15 protein-coding genes and 1 pseudogene are annotated in these 16,634 nt (G+C 52.2%); all 16 read right to left on the minus strand.

Annotated elements, in window-relative coordinates; genetic code table 11:
- Positions 1-33: 33 nt before the first annotated feature.
- The gene (gene hisB, locus IC804_RS07560; RefSeq protein ID WP_008880308.1) at positions 34-621 is read right to left on the minus strand and encodes an imidazoleglycerol-phosphate dehydratase HisB; all 588 of its coding nucleotides are present in this window, start codon (positions 619-621) and stop codon (positions 34-36) included.
- On the minus strand, positions 621-1,904 hold the full coding sequence (hisD, locus tag IC804_RS07565; RefSeq protein WP_041264708.1) for a histidinol dehydrogenase: 1,284 nt from the start codon (positions 1,902-1,904) through the stop codon (positions 621-623). Before hisD ends, hisB begins: the two co-directional genes overlap by 1 nt.
- 144 nt (positions 1,905-2,048) lie before the next feature.
- Positions 2,049-2,672 (minus strand): ATP phosphoribosyltransferase, encoded by a 624-nt coding sequence (gene hisG / locus IC804_RS07570; protein ID WP_008880310.1) that lies wholly within the window; start codon positions 2,670-2,672, stop codon positions 2,049-2,051.
- 161 nt (positions 2,673-2,833) lie between these two features.
- The gene (locus tag IC804_RS07575) at positions 2,834-4,018 is read right to left on the minus strand and encodes an ATP phosphoribosyltransferase regulatory subunit (RefSeq protein WP_081157326.1); all 1,185 of its coding nucleotides are present in this window, start codon (positions 4,016-4,018) and stop codon (positions 2,834-2,836) included.
- 492 nt (positions 4,019-4,510) lie between these two features.
- A complete protein-coding gene (locus IC804_RS07580; RefSeq protein ID WP_011888179.1) occupies positions 4,511-5,008 on the minus strand; it encodes an acyltransferase in 498 nt (165 codons plus the stop codon).
- A 20-nt stretch (positions 5,009-5,028) separates the two neighbouring features.
- On the minus strand, positions 5,029-5,673 hold the full coding sequence (ppaX, locus tag IC804_RS07585) for a pyrophosphatase PpaX (RefSeq protein ID WP_081157327.1): 645 nt from the start codon (positions 5,671-5,673) through the stop codon (positions 5,029-5,031).
- Positions 5,670-6,608, minus strand: a complete 939-nt coding sequence (locus IC804_RS07590; RefSeq protein ID WP_008880314.1) for a nucleoside recognition domain-containing protein — start codon at positions 6,606-6,608, stop codon at positions 5,670-5,672. Before IC804_RS07590 ends, ppaX begins: the two co-directional genes overlap by 4 nt.
- 55 nt (positions 6,609-6,663) lie before the next feature.
- Positions 6,664-7,476 (minus strand): prolipoprotein diacylglyceryl transferase, encoded by an 813-nt coding sequence (gene lgt / locus IC804_RS07595; RefSeq protein WP_008880315.1) that lies wholly within the window; start codon positions 7,474-7,476, stop codon positions 6,664-6,666.
- Between the two features lie 308 nt (positions 7,477-7,784).
- A complete protein-coding gene (gene hprK / locus IC804_RS07600) occupies positions 7,785-8,714 on the minus strand; it encodes an HPr(Ser) kinase/phosphatase (RefSeq protein WP_008880316.1) in 930 nt (309 codons plus the stop codon).
- A gap of 110 nt (positions 8,715-8,824) precedes the next feature.
- A complete protein-coding gene (locus IC804_RS07605; RefSeq protein ID WP_008880317.1) occupies positions 8,825-9,187 on the minus strand; it encodes a phage holin family protein in 363 nt (120 codons plus the stop codon).
- A 169-nt stretch (positions 9,188-9,356) separates the two neighbouring features.
- The gene (locus tag IC804_RS07610; RefSeq protein WP_041264907.1) at positions 9,357-9,683 is read right to left on the minus strand and encodes a magnetosome magnetite crystal formation protein family; all 327 of its coding nucleotides are present in this window, start codon (positions 9,681-9,683) and stop codon (positions 9,357-9,359) included.
- Positions 9,684-9,808: 125 nt separating this feature from the next.
- Positions 9,809-12,676 carry an excinuclease ABC subunit UvrA gene (gene uvrA, locus IC804_RS07615; RefSeq protein ID WP_008880319.1) on the minus strand — a complete coding sequence of 956 codons (2,868 nt, stop codon included), beginning with the start codon at positions 12,674-12,676 and terminating at the stop codon, positions 9,809-9,811.
- A 7-nt stretch (positions 12,677-12,683) separates the two neighbouring features.
- A complete protein-coding gene (gene uvrB / locus IC804_RS07620) occupies positions 12,684-14,663 on the minus strand; it encodes an excinuclease ABC subunit UvrB (protein ID WP_011888183.1) in 1,980 nt (659 codons plus the stop codon).
- A gap of 222 nt (positions 14,664-14,885) precedes the next feature.
- The gene (locus IC804_RS18510; RefSeq protein ID WP_223812912.1) at positions 14,886-15,851 is read right to left on the minus strand and encodes an IS1182 family transposase; all 966 of its coding nucleotides are present in this window, start codon (positions 15,849-15,851) and stop codon (positions 14,886-14,888) included.
- A 124-nt stretch (positions 15,852-15,975) separates the two neighbouring features.
- Positions 15,976-16,299 (minus strand): annotated as a pseudogene (locus tag IC804_RS19015) (transposase); the annotation flags it as partial.
- Positions 16,300-16,401: 102 nt separating this feature from the next.
- Positions 16,402-16,623, minus strand: a complete 222-nt coding sequence (locus IC804_RS07630) for a CsbA family protein (protein ID WP_008880321.1) — start codon at positions 16,621-16,623, stop codon at positions 16,402-16,404.
- Positions 16,624-16,634 lie beyond the last annotated feature (11 nt).

Raw genomic sequence — 16,634 nt, forward strand, 5'->3', positions numbered from 1 at the left:
ATTCCTTTCATCAATGGTACGTCAAGCGCAGCGTCAAAGCATGCCTTTTGTCGACGGGACGCCTTTGACGCGCGGGTCGACCATCGTCGCTTCATCGAGCGCCCGCCCAAGCGCTTTAAACACGGCTTCGATCATATGGTGCGTATTGCGTCCATAATGGACGATGACATGCAAGTTCATCCGCGCCTCAAGCGCCAGCTTCCATAAAAACTCATAAACCAGCTCGACGTCGAACGTGCCGACTTTGGCCGCCGGAAATTCGCCGCGAAACTCAAAATGCGGGCGGTTGCTTAAATCGATGACGACTTGCGCCAACGCGTCATCCATCGGCACAAACGCGTTGCCGTATCGCTTGATTCCTTTTTTGTCGCCAAGCGCTTCTTTAATCGCTTGTCCGAGGCAAATGCCGATATCTTCAGTCGTATGGTGATCGTCAATATGCGTATCACCTTTCGCATCGACTCGCAAATCAAACTGTCCATGTTTGGCAAACAAATCGAGCATATGAGTCAAAAACGGCACCCCCGTCTCGAGCTCGGCCTTCCCTTCACCATCCAACGAAAACGACAACTGAATGCTTGTCTCATTCGTCGTTCTTGCGATCGTCGCTTCTCTCGCCATTATCGTTCCCCTCTTTCTTTTTTCAACCGCACCTCGATGGCGCGCGCATGCGCCTCCAGCCCCTCTAAGCGGGCAAACGCAGCGATGTCCTTGCCGTGTTCACGGAGCGCGGCCTCACTGTAAACGATCACGCTCGATTTTTTCACAAACTCATCGACGCTCAAGCCGCTTGAGAATCTCGCCGTCCCGTTCGTCGGCAGCACATGGTTTGGCCCGGCAAAATAGTCACCAACCGGCTCGGAGCTGAAACGGCCAAAAAACATTGCCCCGGCATGGCGTAGCTTCCCTAATAGCGCCATCGGTTCTGCCGTCATCACTTCCAAATGCTCGGGCGCCAGCTCATTGACCACATCAACCGCCTCATCAAGCGTCTCGGTCACATAAATGGCACCGTAGGTTTCTAACGCCGCTTGGGCAATCTCACGACGCGGCAGCGTCTCCAACTGCCGTTCCACCTCACTTGCCACCGCCAAGGCGAGTTTCATCGAGGGCGTCACTAAAATGGCCGACGCCCGTACATCATGCTCGGCCTGTGACAACAAGTCAGCAGCAATTTCATCCGCATAGGCTGTCTCATCAGCCAATACGACAATTTCGCTCGGCCCGGCGATCATGTCGATCGCCACATGTCCAAACACTTCCCGTTTCGCCAACGCCACATAAATGTTGCCCGGCCCGAAAATTTTATCGACCGGCCGAATCGTTTCCGTTCCATAAGCAAGAGCGGCGATCGCCTGCGCACCGCCCACTTTGTAAACTTCCGTCACTCCCAGCTCATACGCCGCGGCCAGCACCCCGTCAGGAAGCGAGCCATCCGCATTCGGAGGAGAGGCAATGACAATCCGCTTCACGCCCGCCACTTGCGCAGGGATGACGTTCATGAGCACGGACGACGGATAGGCGGCTGTCCCTCCTGGAACATACAGCCCGACCGCGTCAAGCGGCGTCACCTTTTGCCCGAGAATCGTGCCATCTTCTTTCGTCATCCACCATGATTGGCGCTTTTGCCGCTCATGATAGTCGCGAATGTTCGTCGCCGCTTCACGGATGACTGCCAGCATCTCCGGGCTCAGCGCCGCATGAGCCCGCTTCATTTCTTCCTCCGTCACCTGAAGCGTCTCCAACTTGACGCCGTCAAACTGTTCTGTATACTCCTTCAACGCCGCGTCACCGCGGGCGCGCACTGCGGCGATAATGTCGAGCACTGCTCGTCGCTGCTCGTCCGTCCCGCTTTCAATCGTGCGCCTTAGCGAGACGCCTCCTTGCACCCGTTCGATTTTCATCGTTCGCTCCCCTTTCTGTGACGTCCATCGGTTTTCGTCCATTGGCAACCTTTTCAGCGCTGTCAACGCCGCTCCACCATTCGGCAACACCAGTCCCGAATCTCTACCAATCCATTCATGGGAAACCGTCCGGTTCCCCTTTTCCTACGGTTGTGGGATGACCGCCGCTAATCGGTCGACCAACCGCTCAATCACCTCGCCATTCAACCGGTAGCTTGCCGGATTGACAATAAGACGCGACGTCACGTCAGCGATCCGTTCGAGTTCAACAAGCCCGTTTTCTTTCAACGTCCTTCCTGTCGAAACAATATCCACAATCCGGTCGGCCAAACCGATAAGCGGAGCGAGTTCAATCGATCCGTTCAAGCGGATGATTTCAACTTGCTCGCCTTGTTCGCGGAAATACGTTGACGCGACATTCGGATATTTTGTCGCCACCCGGGGCGCGATCCCATTCATTTTGACGCCGGGCAGCCCCGCCACCGCCAAATGGCAGCGGCTGATTTGCAAATCCAGCAGCTCATAGACGTTCCGTTCTTCCTCCATCAAGACATCTTTGCCCGCTATGCCTAAATCCGCCACCCCATGCTCCACATACGTCACGACATCCATCGGTTTCGCCAAAATAAAGCGCATATTTTCCTCTGCGACGTCAATGACGAGTTTTCGCGATTCTTCAAATTCCGGCGGCAGCATATAGTCCGCCCGGCGCAGCAGCTCGACCGCCTCTTCAAAAATGCGCCCTTTCGGCATCGCAATCGTCAGCATCGCTCTTCCTCCCTGCTCCTTGTCATGTCAGCTCCATAAACCGCGCAGCCATCCCTGCGGCAATGGGTTGGATTCCATTCACGCCGCGTGCACGTTTTCTTTGTCAGCGTGCCCCGCTCTCGCCGTTTCGGCCACTCGTCCGGCTTCCTTCGACGCCCTGTTTACTGCCCGTCGTGCCCGCTCCGACCAAGCAAATAGACAATCGACCGATAGCGCTGACTGTAGGCGTCAATGTCGCGAATACCAGTGATATGCTGTAAAACGACGCGCTGACCTTCCGCTCGCTTCGCCTCCGCCAGCTCAACCGCTTCCGCAAGCCGCTCTTGGCTGAAGACGATGCACTCAATTTCTCCCCGGACGTCCGTCTCGCCAATCGCCTCGATCAGCCGATCAACACGCAACCCAAACCCCGTCGCCGGCGCCGGACGGGAGAATTTGGCCAATAAATCATCATACCGACCGCCGTTGCCAATCGGAAACCCGACTTGCTCGGCGTATACTTCAAACAAAATGCCAGTATAATAGCTCATATGGCTCACGAGTGCCATATCGAGTTTCACCGCCTCGGACACCCCATACGTCTTAAGCGCTGCCAACAGCGCCGCCAGCTCATCCGCTGCTCGCTGTCCTTCCTCGCTTGTCACCAGCGCTTTTGCCGCCTCGATCGCTTCACTGCCGCCACGCAAGGAAAGAAGATCGAGAAGACGTTTTTGATCAATGGACGAAAGCGGCAACGACTTCACATGTTCGCGGTAGCCAACGTAATTTTTTTCATATAAGAAACGGCGCAGCACGCTCGCCCGCTCTTCATTCCCTAAAATCTCCAAAAACAACGCGTTCACATAGCCGATATGGCCGACCGCCACCGAAAAGCGGCTAAGCCCCACGCGCTTCAACAACGCGGCCATTAAGCTAATCACCTCGGCATCAGCCATCACCGTGCCATCGCCGATCAACTCAACACCGATTTGTTCAAACTCCGCCGGCCGGCCACCTTCACGCTGCTGAGCGCGGAACACGTTGGCATTGTACGCCAATCGAAGCGGGTTGCTGTCCTCATACAGCCGCGATGCCGCCACCCGAGCGATCGGCGCCGTCATATCCGGCCGCAACACGAGCGTATGTCCTTGCTGATCCAACAGCTTAAACAACCGATGATCAGCAATTGCCGACGCCGTCCCAACCGTTTCATAATATTCCAACGTCGGCGTCTCGATAAACTCATAGCCCCACCGTTCGATTTCCTCCGCCATCGTGCGACGCACTTGCTTTTTCATTTCATATAAAAACGGCAGCGTATCGCGCATGCCTAACGGTTTTTCAAACATGAACAGCCTTTTTGCCATGTCCCCACGCCCTTTATCTAAATACTTTAGTTTGCTAATATGGTAGAGAAGTGAAGTTATTAGTAGTTTACTCCTTGCTGTCTCCTACGTCAAGAGAAAACGCGCCATCGACAACAAAATGGACAAAGACTCTTCCAAACGAAGAAACGCCTGTCCATTTCGCTCCACCTTGTGCATGTGGCTACTTAACCAAATGATCCAAGGCGCGAAAGAACTTCGAATCATCGGATATGTAGGTGACGCTCAGCGAGACAAACGGTCACTTTCGTCGTAGAACCGACAAGCGCTCCTGCTTCAAGCAAGACGAAATGGAAGTAGTTCACCACTTTAAGCTACTTGTCGTTCGTTATCGCCATGACCGAATTACGAATGAACGTTCTTCTTTTCAAAACCTTTTTCGTCAATCTCCTCCAACACGATAAAAATAGTTTTTTCATTCATTTTACCATTTTTTCAGAATCTTTTCTTTATATAAATCAAAAACCGCCCCCGTTACTCGGAAGGCGGTTCATTCATCCGAACGATGCGCATCGGGCAGCCGGCAACCATCGCCCCGGGTGGGACGTCTTTATGGACGACAGTGCCCGCGGCGACGACGGCGCGGTCGCCGATGACGACACCAGGCAAAATGGTGGAGTTGGCGCCAATCATCACCTCATCGCCGATCACGACATCGCCAAGGCGGTATTCGTCCACCAAATATTCGTGGGCGAGAATCGTCGTGTTGTAGCCGATGACACAATTGCGGCCGATACGGATGTTTTCCGGAAACAAAATATCTGGCATAACCATAAAGGCAAGCGCCGTTTGTTCGCCAATCTTCATGCCAAGAAACGTGCGGTACAGCCAGTTTTTCAGCGGCAAAAACGGCGTGTAGCGCCCAATTTGGATAATGATGACGTTTTTCAGCACTTTCCAAAACGATACGGTGCGGTACAATTGCCAGAGTGAGTTCGCCCCTTGCACGGGGTATTTCGTCGTTCGTCTCACTGGGAGGATGGTTCCTCCTTTCATTCGTTCATGCCGACAATGGCCAACAAATCGCTCATTTTTTCCAGCATAAAGTCCGGTTCATATTGTTCCAAATACTCGCGCCCTTTAATCGACCACGCCACGCCGGCCGTTTTTACACCGGCGTTTTTGCCGGCTAAGATGTCGTGGTAGTTGTCGCCGACCATGAGCGCTTCGTTCGGTGTCGACCGAAGCACATCAAGCGCTTTATAAATTGGTTCCGGATCCGGTTTTGGACGACTAACGTCATCGAGACCGATGACGCACGAGAAAAACGGCTCTAAACGCGTTTTCCGCAAGCCCATGAGCGCTGTGTCATGAATTTTCGTCGTCACCACGCCAAGGCGGAAGCCATGGCGGTGAAGCGTTTCGATCGTCTCATACACCGTGTCAAACTCGCGAATCAACTCATCATGACGGGCATGGTTAAACGTGCGGTAAGTCTTGACCATTTCTTCCATCCGTTCTGGATCGAGTGATCCGAACGTCTCATACAACGACGGGCCGATGAACGGCAGGACGTCCTCACGGCCATAGCGGCCCGGATAGTACTTCTCGAGCGTATGCAAAAACGACTGGATGATCAGCTCATTTGTATCAATCAACGTTCCGTCAAGGTCAAATAAAATGGTACGAATCGTCATGAAGCGGCTTCCTTTCTTTTCGGTTGTTCCAGGCGGCGCCAAATGAACGCCACCGCCATCGTCAGCAATACGGCCGTCACTAGGCGGATCACAAGCAGCGGCCATACCGGAATGCCAAGCGGAACGAAAATGAGTGTGTCCTCCACAACCGCATGGCACGAGACGAGAAAAATGAACGCCAACGTTAAGTCACGCTTGGAGACGCCGTCTTCTTTCGCCGCTTGAATCATGACGCCGGCGCCATAAGCAAGGCCGAACACAAACCCGGCCGCCAGCGTCAGCGACGTGTTCGGGCTCATGCCGAGCGCCTTCGTCGCCGGTGACATCCATCGCGAAAATGTCTCAATCCAATGGCGTTCTTTCAACACTTGAATGACCGTCATCAGCGGAATGACGATCACGACCAACTGCACGATGCCAGTGGCCGCTTTCTTCAACGCCACCAAAGCGATCGCTCCCCAGCCGACAGGCGGCGCGTCTTCCTGCGGCATAAAGCCGTATTGGGCGATTTCCTGGCCTCCATCCCATAAATGGGCAATCAGCAATGCGGACACAATGGCGAGTCCGACGCGCACGATGACCATGAGCGTCACGCTCATTCCCGTACGCGAGGCAACCGATGATTCGACGATCAAGTTATGGCAAAAAGAAAGCATGATCGCCAAAATCAACACTTCCTTCACCGTAAACTCGATCGTCAACATCGCCCCGATCGCCGCGTATAGCCCAAGCAAATTGCCGAGCACAAGCGGCACGGCCGCATCGCCGGATAAACCGAGCCATTTCATGAACGGAGCAACAAAGTCAATGAGCCATGAAAAAAGCGGCGTCGGCTGCAATAATGCCAAAAGGAGCGTCACCGGAAAAATGATTTTCCCGAGCGCCCACGACGTCTTCAGCCCGGCGAGCACGCCGCGCTGCAACGTTCCGATCATGTTCTCCTCTCTCCTTTGCTTGTCTTCCATATGTAAGAGGCGACCTATGGCGCCACTAGTCCATATACCGTTCTCTTGCCCATCCTTTTGCCCGACGCACCATCCACAAGACGAGCGCAATAATAATAAGGGTAATCGACATCACTTGCGCCATGCGCAAATGTTCAGCGAGCATTAAGCTATCGGTGCGCATCCCTTCAATCCAAAAGCGCCCGAGCGAATACCAAATCACATACGACAAAAACAGCTCGCCGCGCCGCAAATTGACGCGCCGCAGCCAAAGAAGCAAGCAAAAGCCGACAAGATTCCAAAGCGATTCGTACAAAAAGGTCGGGTGCCAATATTGGCCATTAATATACATTTGGTTGATGATCCAATCCGGCAAATACAAATTTTCCAGAAATTCGCGTGACACCGGCCCGCCGTGCGCCTCTTGGTTCATAAAATTGCCCCAGCGTCCAATCGCCTGTCCTAAAATGATGCTTGGGGCAGCAATATCAGCCAACTTCCAAAACGGCAGCCCACGCACCCGGGCAAACACCGCTCCTGTCGCCACCGCGCCGATTAATCCCCCGTGAATCGCAAGGCCACCTTGCCAAATTTTCGGGATCTCGGCCAAATGCTTGGAATAATAGTCCCATTCAAACAGTACGTAGTACGCCCGGGCACAGACAATGGCAATCGGCACAGCAAACAGCACCAAATCGACAAATGTTTCTTTCGGCAAGCCGCGCCGCACCGATTCACGCGTCGCCAGCCATAAACCAATCAACACGCCCGTGCCGATAATGACGCCATACCAGTAAATTGTAATCGGACCGAGCTGCAAAAACACGCGGTCCAGCGGCTCGATTGCCGGTTCCATCATGAACACCTCCTTTGCGATGACAGATGGCCGCTCCCCCCTGTCCATTTGCTCATCATCGTCATATCTCCGTGGCCATCCTTATCCGAATTTCCTTGTTCATCCTAGAGAGGAATAAGGCATAAAGAAGCATAGTTTTCATTGAGAAACTTTGATTTTTTGAATTCTCAAAAATCACTGGTGACAGAAAGCAGTGATTTTCTCCAGCTTCCTAGATGATGATTTCATGCAGAATCCCCTGCATGAACCCCCTATTTCTTTCTTCCCTAAAAACGAGCGATAGAAGAAACATCACTGTTTTTTACCGGTTTTCAGTCACGTTCCCCTTCTTCAATGGCATCGCTCAGTCGCGCCGAAAATTCCTCAGCCGCGTTAACGCCCATCCGCTTCAACCGGAAGTTCATCGCTGCCACTTCAACAATGACGGCCAAGTTGCGCCCTGGGCGTACCGGAATCGTTAATCTCGGCAATTCGATATCTAAAATTTTCATCTTTTCTTCTTCCAAACCAAGACGATCGTATTGCTTCTCCGGATCCCATAGCTCTAAATCGATGACTAAGGAAATGCGCTTATGCGGCAGCACCGCCCCAGCACCGAACAAGGTCATCATATTAATAATGCCAAGTCCGCGAATCTCGAGCAAATGCTCAATCAGCTCCGGTGCGCTGCCGATCAATGTATCTTCATCCTCTTGGCGGATTTCGACACAGTCATCGGCGACCAACCGATGGCCGCGCTTCACAAGCTCAAGCGCCGTTTCACTTTTACCGACCCCGCTTTTGCCTGTAATCAATACGCCAACGCCGTACACATCGACGAGTACGCCGTGCACCGCTGTTGTTGGGGCCAGCTTGCTTTCCAAATAGTTGGTCAATCGGCTAGAGAGCCGGGTCGTTTTCATAGTCGAACGCATCACCGGCACCGACTGGCGCTCGGACGCTTCGATCAGCTCCGGCGGCACGTCTAAGCCACGCGAGACGATAATTCCGGGCGTAATATCGGTACATAGCCGCTGCATCCGCGCCCGCTTTTCTTCCGGGGTCAATGTTTCGTAAAACGACAGCTCCGTTCGGCCAAGCAGCTGCAGACGCTCTGCCGGATAGTAGGCAAAATAACCCGCCATCTCGATCCCTGGCCGCGACAGGTCGCTTGTCGTAATCGGGCGGTAAATGCCTTCGGCGCCGCTGACAAGCTCAAGCTGGAACTGTTCAATGATGTCTTTTGTCCGCACTTTTGGCATAATCAGCCTTTCTCCCCTTTCTTCATCTTTTTCCATTGTAGCACGTTTTGTTTCACCGTTGAATGGAAAACATCGGGGAAACAAAATGGAGACGGTTCATCCCGTCTCCGTTACGACCGTTTGCGTAGCGGCTCAACAATCGCTTTTTGCACAAGCAGATGGAAAAACGACAAGACGATCGAGGCGAGCAGCGCCGTGCCGAACCCTCCAATTTGAAACGCATCGCCCATCAGCGCTGCCGTCATCATCAGCGTGATGGCGTTGATGACAAACAAAAACAACCCGAGCGTCAACACCGTCACGGGCAGCGTCAATAAAATGAGCACCGGGCGGACAACGACATTTAACACCGCTAAAATCAAACTCGCCAAAAACGCGGCGCCAATGCCGCTGAAATGAATGTCGGCAAAATAGCCATCAATCGCCATGAGCAAAACGGTATTAATAAAGACTCCAATCAACCAATTCAGCATCACATCACCATCTTTGCTCTAAAATCGGTTGCCGAACGTTCTTCCTGCATGAGCAGATGCCTTTTTCTATTATAGTGCCATAAAACAAGGCAAACATTGCACATGCCGGCCGAAACAATGCACTCCGTCGACCCGCTTACGCAAAATGTAGGTCAATTCTATCTCACTTTTATTTTAACACCTGAATCCCTTTAATGATATTCCAAATCAACACAACAAGGTTCAAAGCTCCAGCGACGAGGAAACCGAGCCAAATAAGGCCGCCGCCAAACAAGAACGCTTCCTCTCCCTGTTGACCGAACAAAAAAGGAACAAAGGCGAACGCAATAAACACAACAATGGTAATCGCCGGAATTAAGTGAGAAAAAAGCGACCGTTTCGCATGGTGTTTCACACCTGGATCTTCCACAACAAAATACACAACGATCGGCAAAATGAATGGCGCAAAAAAGATGCTGAAATAACAAAGGGAAGATAGAACTTTATTGGTGGACAATTCGATAACTCCTTTCTCCATTTCTTCACCTTTTATATACGACGATCATCGTCAAAAGTTTCCCTCTGACCGTAAAAAGATAGCGCCCATCACTCTCCCCAAACGATAGAAAAAGCGGCAAAGCACTACGCCTTTGCCGCTTCATATCGCGCTTGCATGCGCGCCCGGTCACGTTCCAAAATGGGTTTTAAGTAGCGGCCAGTGTGCGATGCCTCGACCTCCGCCACTTGTTCCGGCGTGCCGGCGGCAACAATTTGCCCACCGCGGCTGCCGCCTTCTGGACCTAAGTCAATAATATAGTCAGCCGTTTTTATGACGTCTAAGTTATGCTCGATGACAAGCACCGTATCGCCGTTCTCCACCAACCGATGAAGTACATTCAGCAATCGGGCGATGTCATCGACGTGCAGACCGGTCGTCGGCTCATCTAAAATGTAGAGCGTCCGGCCGTTCGAGCGACGATGCAACTCCGCAGCGAGCTTGACGCGCTGCGCCTCGCCGCCCGAAAGCGTTGTTGCTGGCTGGCCGAGCTTCATATAGCCAAGGCCGACATCGTACAGCGTCTCAAGCTTGCGTTTAATTTTCGGGATCGGAGCAAAAAAGTCAAGTGCATCTTCGACTGTCATGTCAAGCACTTCTGCGATGTTTTTCCCTTTATACGTCACCTCAAGCGTCTCACGGCTGTACCGTTTACCGTGGCACACTTCACACGGGACATACACGTCCGGCAAAAAGTGCATTTCGATTTTAATGATCCCATCACCATGGCACGCCTCGCAGCGCCCGCCTTTGACGTTAAAGCTGAAACGTCCTTTTTTATAGCCGCGCACCTTCGCCTCGTTCGTCGAAGCAAACACCTCGCGAATGTCATCAAACACACCGGTGTATGTCGCCGGGTTGGATCGCGGCGTGCGGCCGATCGGCGACTGGTCGATGTCAATCACTTTATCGAGGTGCTCGAGCCCACGAATGTCGCGGTGTTCCCCCGGTTTTGCTTTCGCTCGGTGCAGTTTTTGCGCTAGCGCCTTATAGAGCACCTCGTTTACGAGCGTGCTTTTTCCTGAACCCGATACCCCGGTGACGGCAATAAACGTGCCGAGCGGGATTTTTACAGTGACGTTTTTCAAGTTATGCTCGCGTGCGCCGACCACCTCCAGCCAGCGGCCGTCCGGCTGGCGCCGCTGGGCTGGAATCGGGATGAATTTTTTCCCGGATAAATATTGGCCAGTGAGCGAGTTCGGATCGTTCATCACTTCCTCTGGCGTGCCGGCAGCGACGACTTCACCGCCATGAATGCCCGCTCCGGGGCCGATGTCAATCAAATAATCAGCCGCGAGCATCGTATCTTCATCATGTTCCACGACAATGAGGGTGTTGCCAAGATCGCGCATGCTTTTTAACGTCGCGATTAGCCGATCGTTGTCGCGTTGGTGAAGCCCGATGGACGGCTCATCAAGCACATACAAAACGCCCGTCAACCGCGAGCCGATTTGTGTCGCCAATCGAATGCGCTGCGCTTCACCGCCCGAGAGCGTTCCGGCTGAGCGGCTGAGCGTTAAATAGTCGAGACCGACGTTTTTCAAGAAGCCGAGCCGTTCGCGAATTTCACGCAAAATGAGACGGGCGATTTGCGCTTCTTTTTCCGTCAGCTCAAGCCCTTCAAAAAAGGCAAGCGCCTCCGTCACCGACATGGCGGTCACTTCACCGATATGTTTACCACCGACCAGAACGGCCAAGCTCTCTTTTTTCAGCCGGTAGCCTTTACATGTCGGGCACGGCTGTTCGGTCATGTATTTTTCCATTTGTTCGCGAACATAATCGGAGCTCGTCTCCCGATAGCGACGTTCAATATTCGAAATGACGCCTTCAAACTGGATGTACTGTTCTCGCACCTTGCCAAAATCAGTTGTATAGCGGAAATAAATCGGCTCCTCGCCGCTGCCGTATAAAATTTTGTCAAGCTGCTCTTTCGGCAAATCTTTCACTGGCACATCCATCGGAATGCCGTAATGGCGGCACACCGCCTCGAGCAGCTGCGGGTAATATTGCGAGCTTTGCGGCTCCCATGGCGCAATAGCATGCTCTTTTAGCGTCAATTTGTCGTTCGGAATGACGAGATCGAGATCGACTTCGAGCTTTGCCCCGAGCCCGTCGCAGTCCGGACAAGCGCCGTACGGGCTGTTGAACGAAAAGAGGCGCGGCTCAAGCTCCCCAATGGAAAAGCCGCAATACGGGCAGGCGTGCTTTTCGCTAAACAACAGCTCCTCCTCGCCGATCACATCAACGACTACTTTGCCATCCGCCAGTTTTAATGCCGTCTCAAGCGAATCGGCGAGCCTTGCGGCAACACCGTCTTTGATCACGATCCGGTCGACGATGACATCAATCGAATGTTTTTTATTTTTTTCAAGCTCAATGTCTTCCGTCAACTCGCGCATCTCACCGTCAATGCGGACGCGTACATACCCTTGCTTGCGGATGTCATCAAGCACTTTCGCATGCGTCCCTTTTCTTCCCGAGACGATCGGGGCAAAAATTTGCATTTTCGTCCGTTCCGGGTAAGAGAGCAGGCGGTCGACCATTTGCTCGATCGTCTGTGAGGCAATTTCAATGCCGTGCGTCGGGCAGACCGGACGGCCGATGCGGGCAAACAGCAGCCGCAAATAATCGTAAATTTCCGTCACCGTACCGACCGTTGAGCGCGGGTTGCGGCTCGTCGTCTTTTGGTCGATCGAAATGGCCGGCGACAACCCTTCAATCGCATCGACATCCGGCTTGTCCATCTGCCCTAAAAATTGGCGGGCATACGCCGATAGCGACTCGACGTAGCGCCGCTGCCCTTCAGCATAAATCGTATCAAACGCCAACGACGACTTTCCCGACCCGGACAGCCCGGTCAACACAACAAGCTGTCCGCGCGGAATTTCAACGTCAATGTTTTTTAAATTATGGGCGCGAGCCCCTTTCACGATAATTTTATCGGTTCCGTTCACCGAGTCATCATCCTTCCGCTTTCAACTCGAAAATGACATCACGCAGCTGGGCGGCTCGCTCGAAGTCGAGCGCTTTTGCCGCTTCTTTCATCTCCGCTTCCAGCTGGCGGATGAGCTCTTCCCGTTCTTGTTTTGTCATGTTGGCAGCCGTCGGCTTGGCCTCGTACGTTTCCGTCTCCTCCGCCGCATAGGTCGCGCGGATGACGTCGCGAATATCCTTTTGGATCGTGCGCGGCACGATGCCGTGTTTCTTGTTGTATTCTTCCTGAATCGTCCGACGCCGCTTCGTCTCTTGAATGGCGATTTCCATTGATTTGGTGATCGTATCGGCGTACATGATCACGTGGCCGTTCGCGTTGCGCGCCGCCCGGCCGATCGTCTGAATGAGCGAGCGCTCCGAGCGCAAAAATCCTTCTTTGTCGGCGTCCAAAATGGCAACGAGCGACACTTCCGGAATATCGAGCCCTTCCCGAAGCAAGTTGATGCCGACTAGCACATCATATTTGCCAAGCCGCAAATCGCGAATAATTTCAATGCGCTCAAGCGTTTTAATTTCCGAATGCAAATAGGCGACTTTAAAGCCCGCTTCTTTCAAGTAATCCGTTAAATCTTCCGCCATTTTTTTCGTCAGCGTCGTCACCAATGTCCGTTCGTTCCGTTCGACGCGCTCGTGAATTTCGCTGATCAAATCATCAATTTGCCCGGCGATCGGGCGAACGTCAATCGTCGGATCAAGAAGACCCGTCGGGCGGATGATTTGTTCGACGACACCCGGGCTATGTTCGAGCTCATACGGTCCTGGCGTCGCCGAGACGTAAATAATTTGGTTAATTTTTTGTTCGAACTCGTCAAACGTGAGCGGACGGTTGTCTAGCGCCGACGGCAAGCGAAAGCCGTGATCAACCAGCACTTGCTTGCGCGCCCGGTCGCCGTTGTACATGCCGCGCAGCTGCGGCAACGTGACGTGTGACTCATCGATGATAATCAAAAAATCATCCGGAAAATAATCGAGCAGCGTGTACGGTGTTGAGCCCGGCGGCCGAAGCGCCAAATGGCGCGAGTAGTTTTCGATTCCAGAACAAAATCCCATTTCGCGCATCATCTCAAGGTCATAGCGCGTCCGCTGCTCCAGCCGCTGCGCTTCTAACAGCTTCCCTTGTTCGCGCAGCTCAGCAAGCCGCTCCTCGAGTTCTTTTTCAATGTTGGCAATCGCAAGCTTCATTTTCTCCTCACGCGTGACAAAGTGCGACGCCGGGAAAATAGCCACATGCTCGCGCTCACCGAGCACTTCGCCGGTCAAGGCGTCGACTTCACGAATGCGGTCGATTTCGTCGCCAAAAAACTCGACACGGATGCAATGTTCATCGCGCGATGCCGGGAAAATCTCAACGACATCCCCGCGGACGCGAAACGTGCCGCGCTGAAAGTCGATATCATTGCGGTCATACTGGATATCAACCAACCGCCGCAACAACGTGTTGCGTTCAATCTCCATGCCGACGCGCAGCGAAACCACAAGCTCACGGTATTCTTCCGGCGACCCTAAGCCATAAATGCACGACACGCTGGCGACGATGATGACATCCCGCCGCTCAAACAAAGCCGATGTCGCCGAGTGCCGCAATTTATCGATTTCATCATTAATTTTCGCGTCTTTTTCAATATACGTATCCGTCTGCGGCACGTACGCTTCTGGTTGGTAATAGTCGTAATAGCTGACAAAATATTCGACAGCGTTGTTCGGGAAAAACTCTTTCAACTCGCTGTACAACTGCCCGGCGAGCGTTTTGTTATGGGCGATGACAAGCGTTGGCTTGTTCACTTTGGCAATGACGTTGGAAATCGTGAACGTTTTGCCTGTTCCCGTCGCCCCGAGCAGCGTTTGATGCTTCACTCCACGCTTTAAACCGTCAACCAACTTTTCAATCGCCTGCGGCTGATCGCCTTGTGGTTGATATGATGACACTAATTGAAAACGGTTGTCCACCGTTTCTCCTCCTTCTCCGATCCGTCTCTCCTCATTGTATCACATCCTCTTAAAGGATGCACAAAAAATGCGAACTGATATTCGTACCAAACGACGTAACGATTTCCATTGCCCGCTCCTCATTTGTCTGCTTATAGAATAGGAAAAAGCGGGCCTCTTTAAGGCCCGCCTCAGACTGTTGACAAAATGGGTTTCAGACGAATGTCTGAAACCCATTTTGTTTCATAAATAGACTATGTTTTCAAAAAAAGTGGGTAGGATGGGAAGCCATGCAAAGGAAAAGAAAGGGCGGTGCTTCGCCTTCCATAGGTAATTCGCCAGTTTTTTTAAATTCATGGCAGCACAAACAAGCATCGCCTGCGCCTCATTTTTTTCCAATCCCCGGTAATGCGTCCAGCGCAGACCATGCTTCTCTTTCATATCGGCGAAATCCCGTTCAATCGTCTCTTTTCGGAGGGCATAGAGTTCCCGGTATTCCGGAACATACCGCAAATGCTCTGCTTCTTCATAGTAGTCCTGCCATACGTGGCGAGTGACTACTTTGGTGTAGCTCTTGCTTTGCGTGCACTGATGAAGATACGGACAGCTTCGGCACACCGCCGGGTCCGATTTGTATTCCCGGTACCCTTCCCGATTCGTAGTAGAGTAAGATAGAACTTGATCATTGGGGCATAGATAACAATCAAAATATTCGTCATACACAAAATCTGATTTCCGAAAGAATCCATCTTTTGTTTTCGGGCGAGTGTACGGCCAAATCGGCTTTACCCCTTGTTCGAGTAAATACTTGGCAATGGCAGGAGTTTTATATCCTGCGTCTACACACACGGCTTCCGGACATGATTGGATTTCCCGTTTCACTCGTTCGAACAGCACAAAAAACGCTTGACTGTCATGGACGTTGGCTGCCGTCACGTAGGTCTGTAGAATCCATCCGTTGCGATCACAAGCTGTATGATACGAATAGGCAAACACTCGCTCCCGTTCATTTTTCACCAACAGTCCGCTCTCCGGATCCGTTTTGCTTACTTTTACTTCCCGTTTTTTTTTTCTCAGATGGCAACGGCGATTTTCCATGAGCGATCCGATCCCGTTCGATTTCTTTTTCGAGTTCCTGTTGGTAGGCTTTGGCTTCGACTTCTGCCATTTCCGTTGTAAACTTCTTTTTATTGGCGCTTGCTTTGACATGAGTGGAGTCTACGTACAAGACACTCGAATCTACCAATCCGTGTTCAAAGGCTTCTTTTAAAATCCGTGAAAAAATTTGATGGAATACATCCGTTCCAGCGAAACGACGCGCATAGTTTTTACTTGGCGTCGAGTGATGAGGAACGGGATCATGAAGACTAAGTCCTAAAAACCAACGGTAGGCGACGTTGGTTCGGATTTGTTCGACGGTTTCACGCATGGAGCGAATCCCAAATACATACTGAATCAAATACATTTTAAACAACATCACTGGATCAATGCTCGGACGTCCATGATCAGGAGAGTAGAGATCTTTCACCACATCATAGATAAAAGAAAAATCAATGGCCGCATCCAGCTTTCTTACCAAGTGATCCTCTGGAACCAGATCATCCAGTTTCACCGTGGTTTCGGTATAGCGCCCATCTTCTTGGTGTGGCCGAAGCATCGTTCCTTTCCTCCATTTCTCCCTCGTCTTACCTTCATAATAAAACAGCTTGTCGACTTTGTCGACAAGCTGAAGCGGGCCTCTTTAAGGCCCGCCTGTCTGTCACTTTTTCAAATTGTTCAACATACGGCCGGCCAATAAGAAACCGGCGATCGTCGACGCAATATCGGCGACGATTTCATGCAGTTCATCCGTATACCCTTTGGCATACGAAGCGACAAGCAACGCGATCGTCAACAACACCGCGATGTATCGATTGTAAGTCACCCGTGTAAACAACAAGACAAGAAAGCACGGAATGATGAGTGCGGCGAGAAACCACATATGCTCAGTCT

This window comes from Geobacillus sp. 47C-IIb (assembly GCF_014679705.1).
Taxonomy (GTDB): domain Bacteria; phylum Bacillota; class Bacilli; order Bacillales; family Anoxybacillaceae; genus Geobacillus; species Geobacillus thermodenitrificans.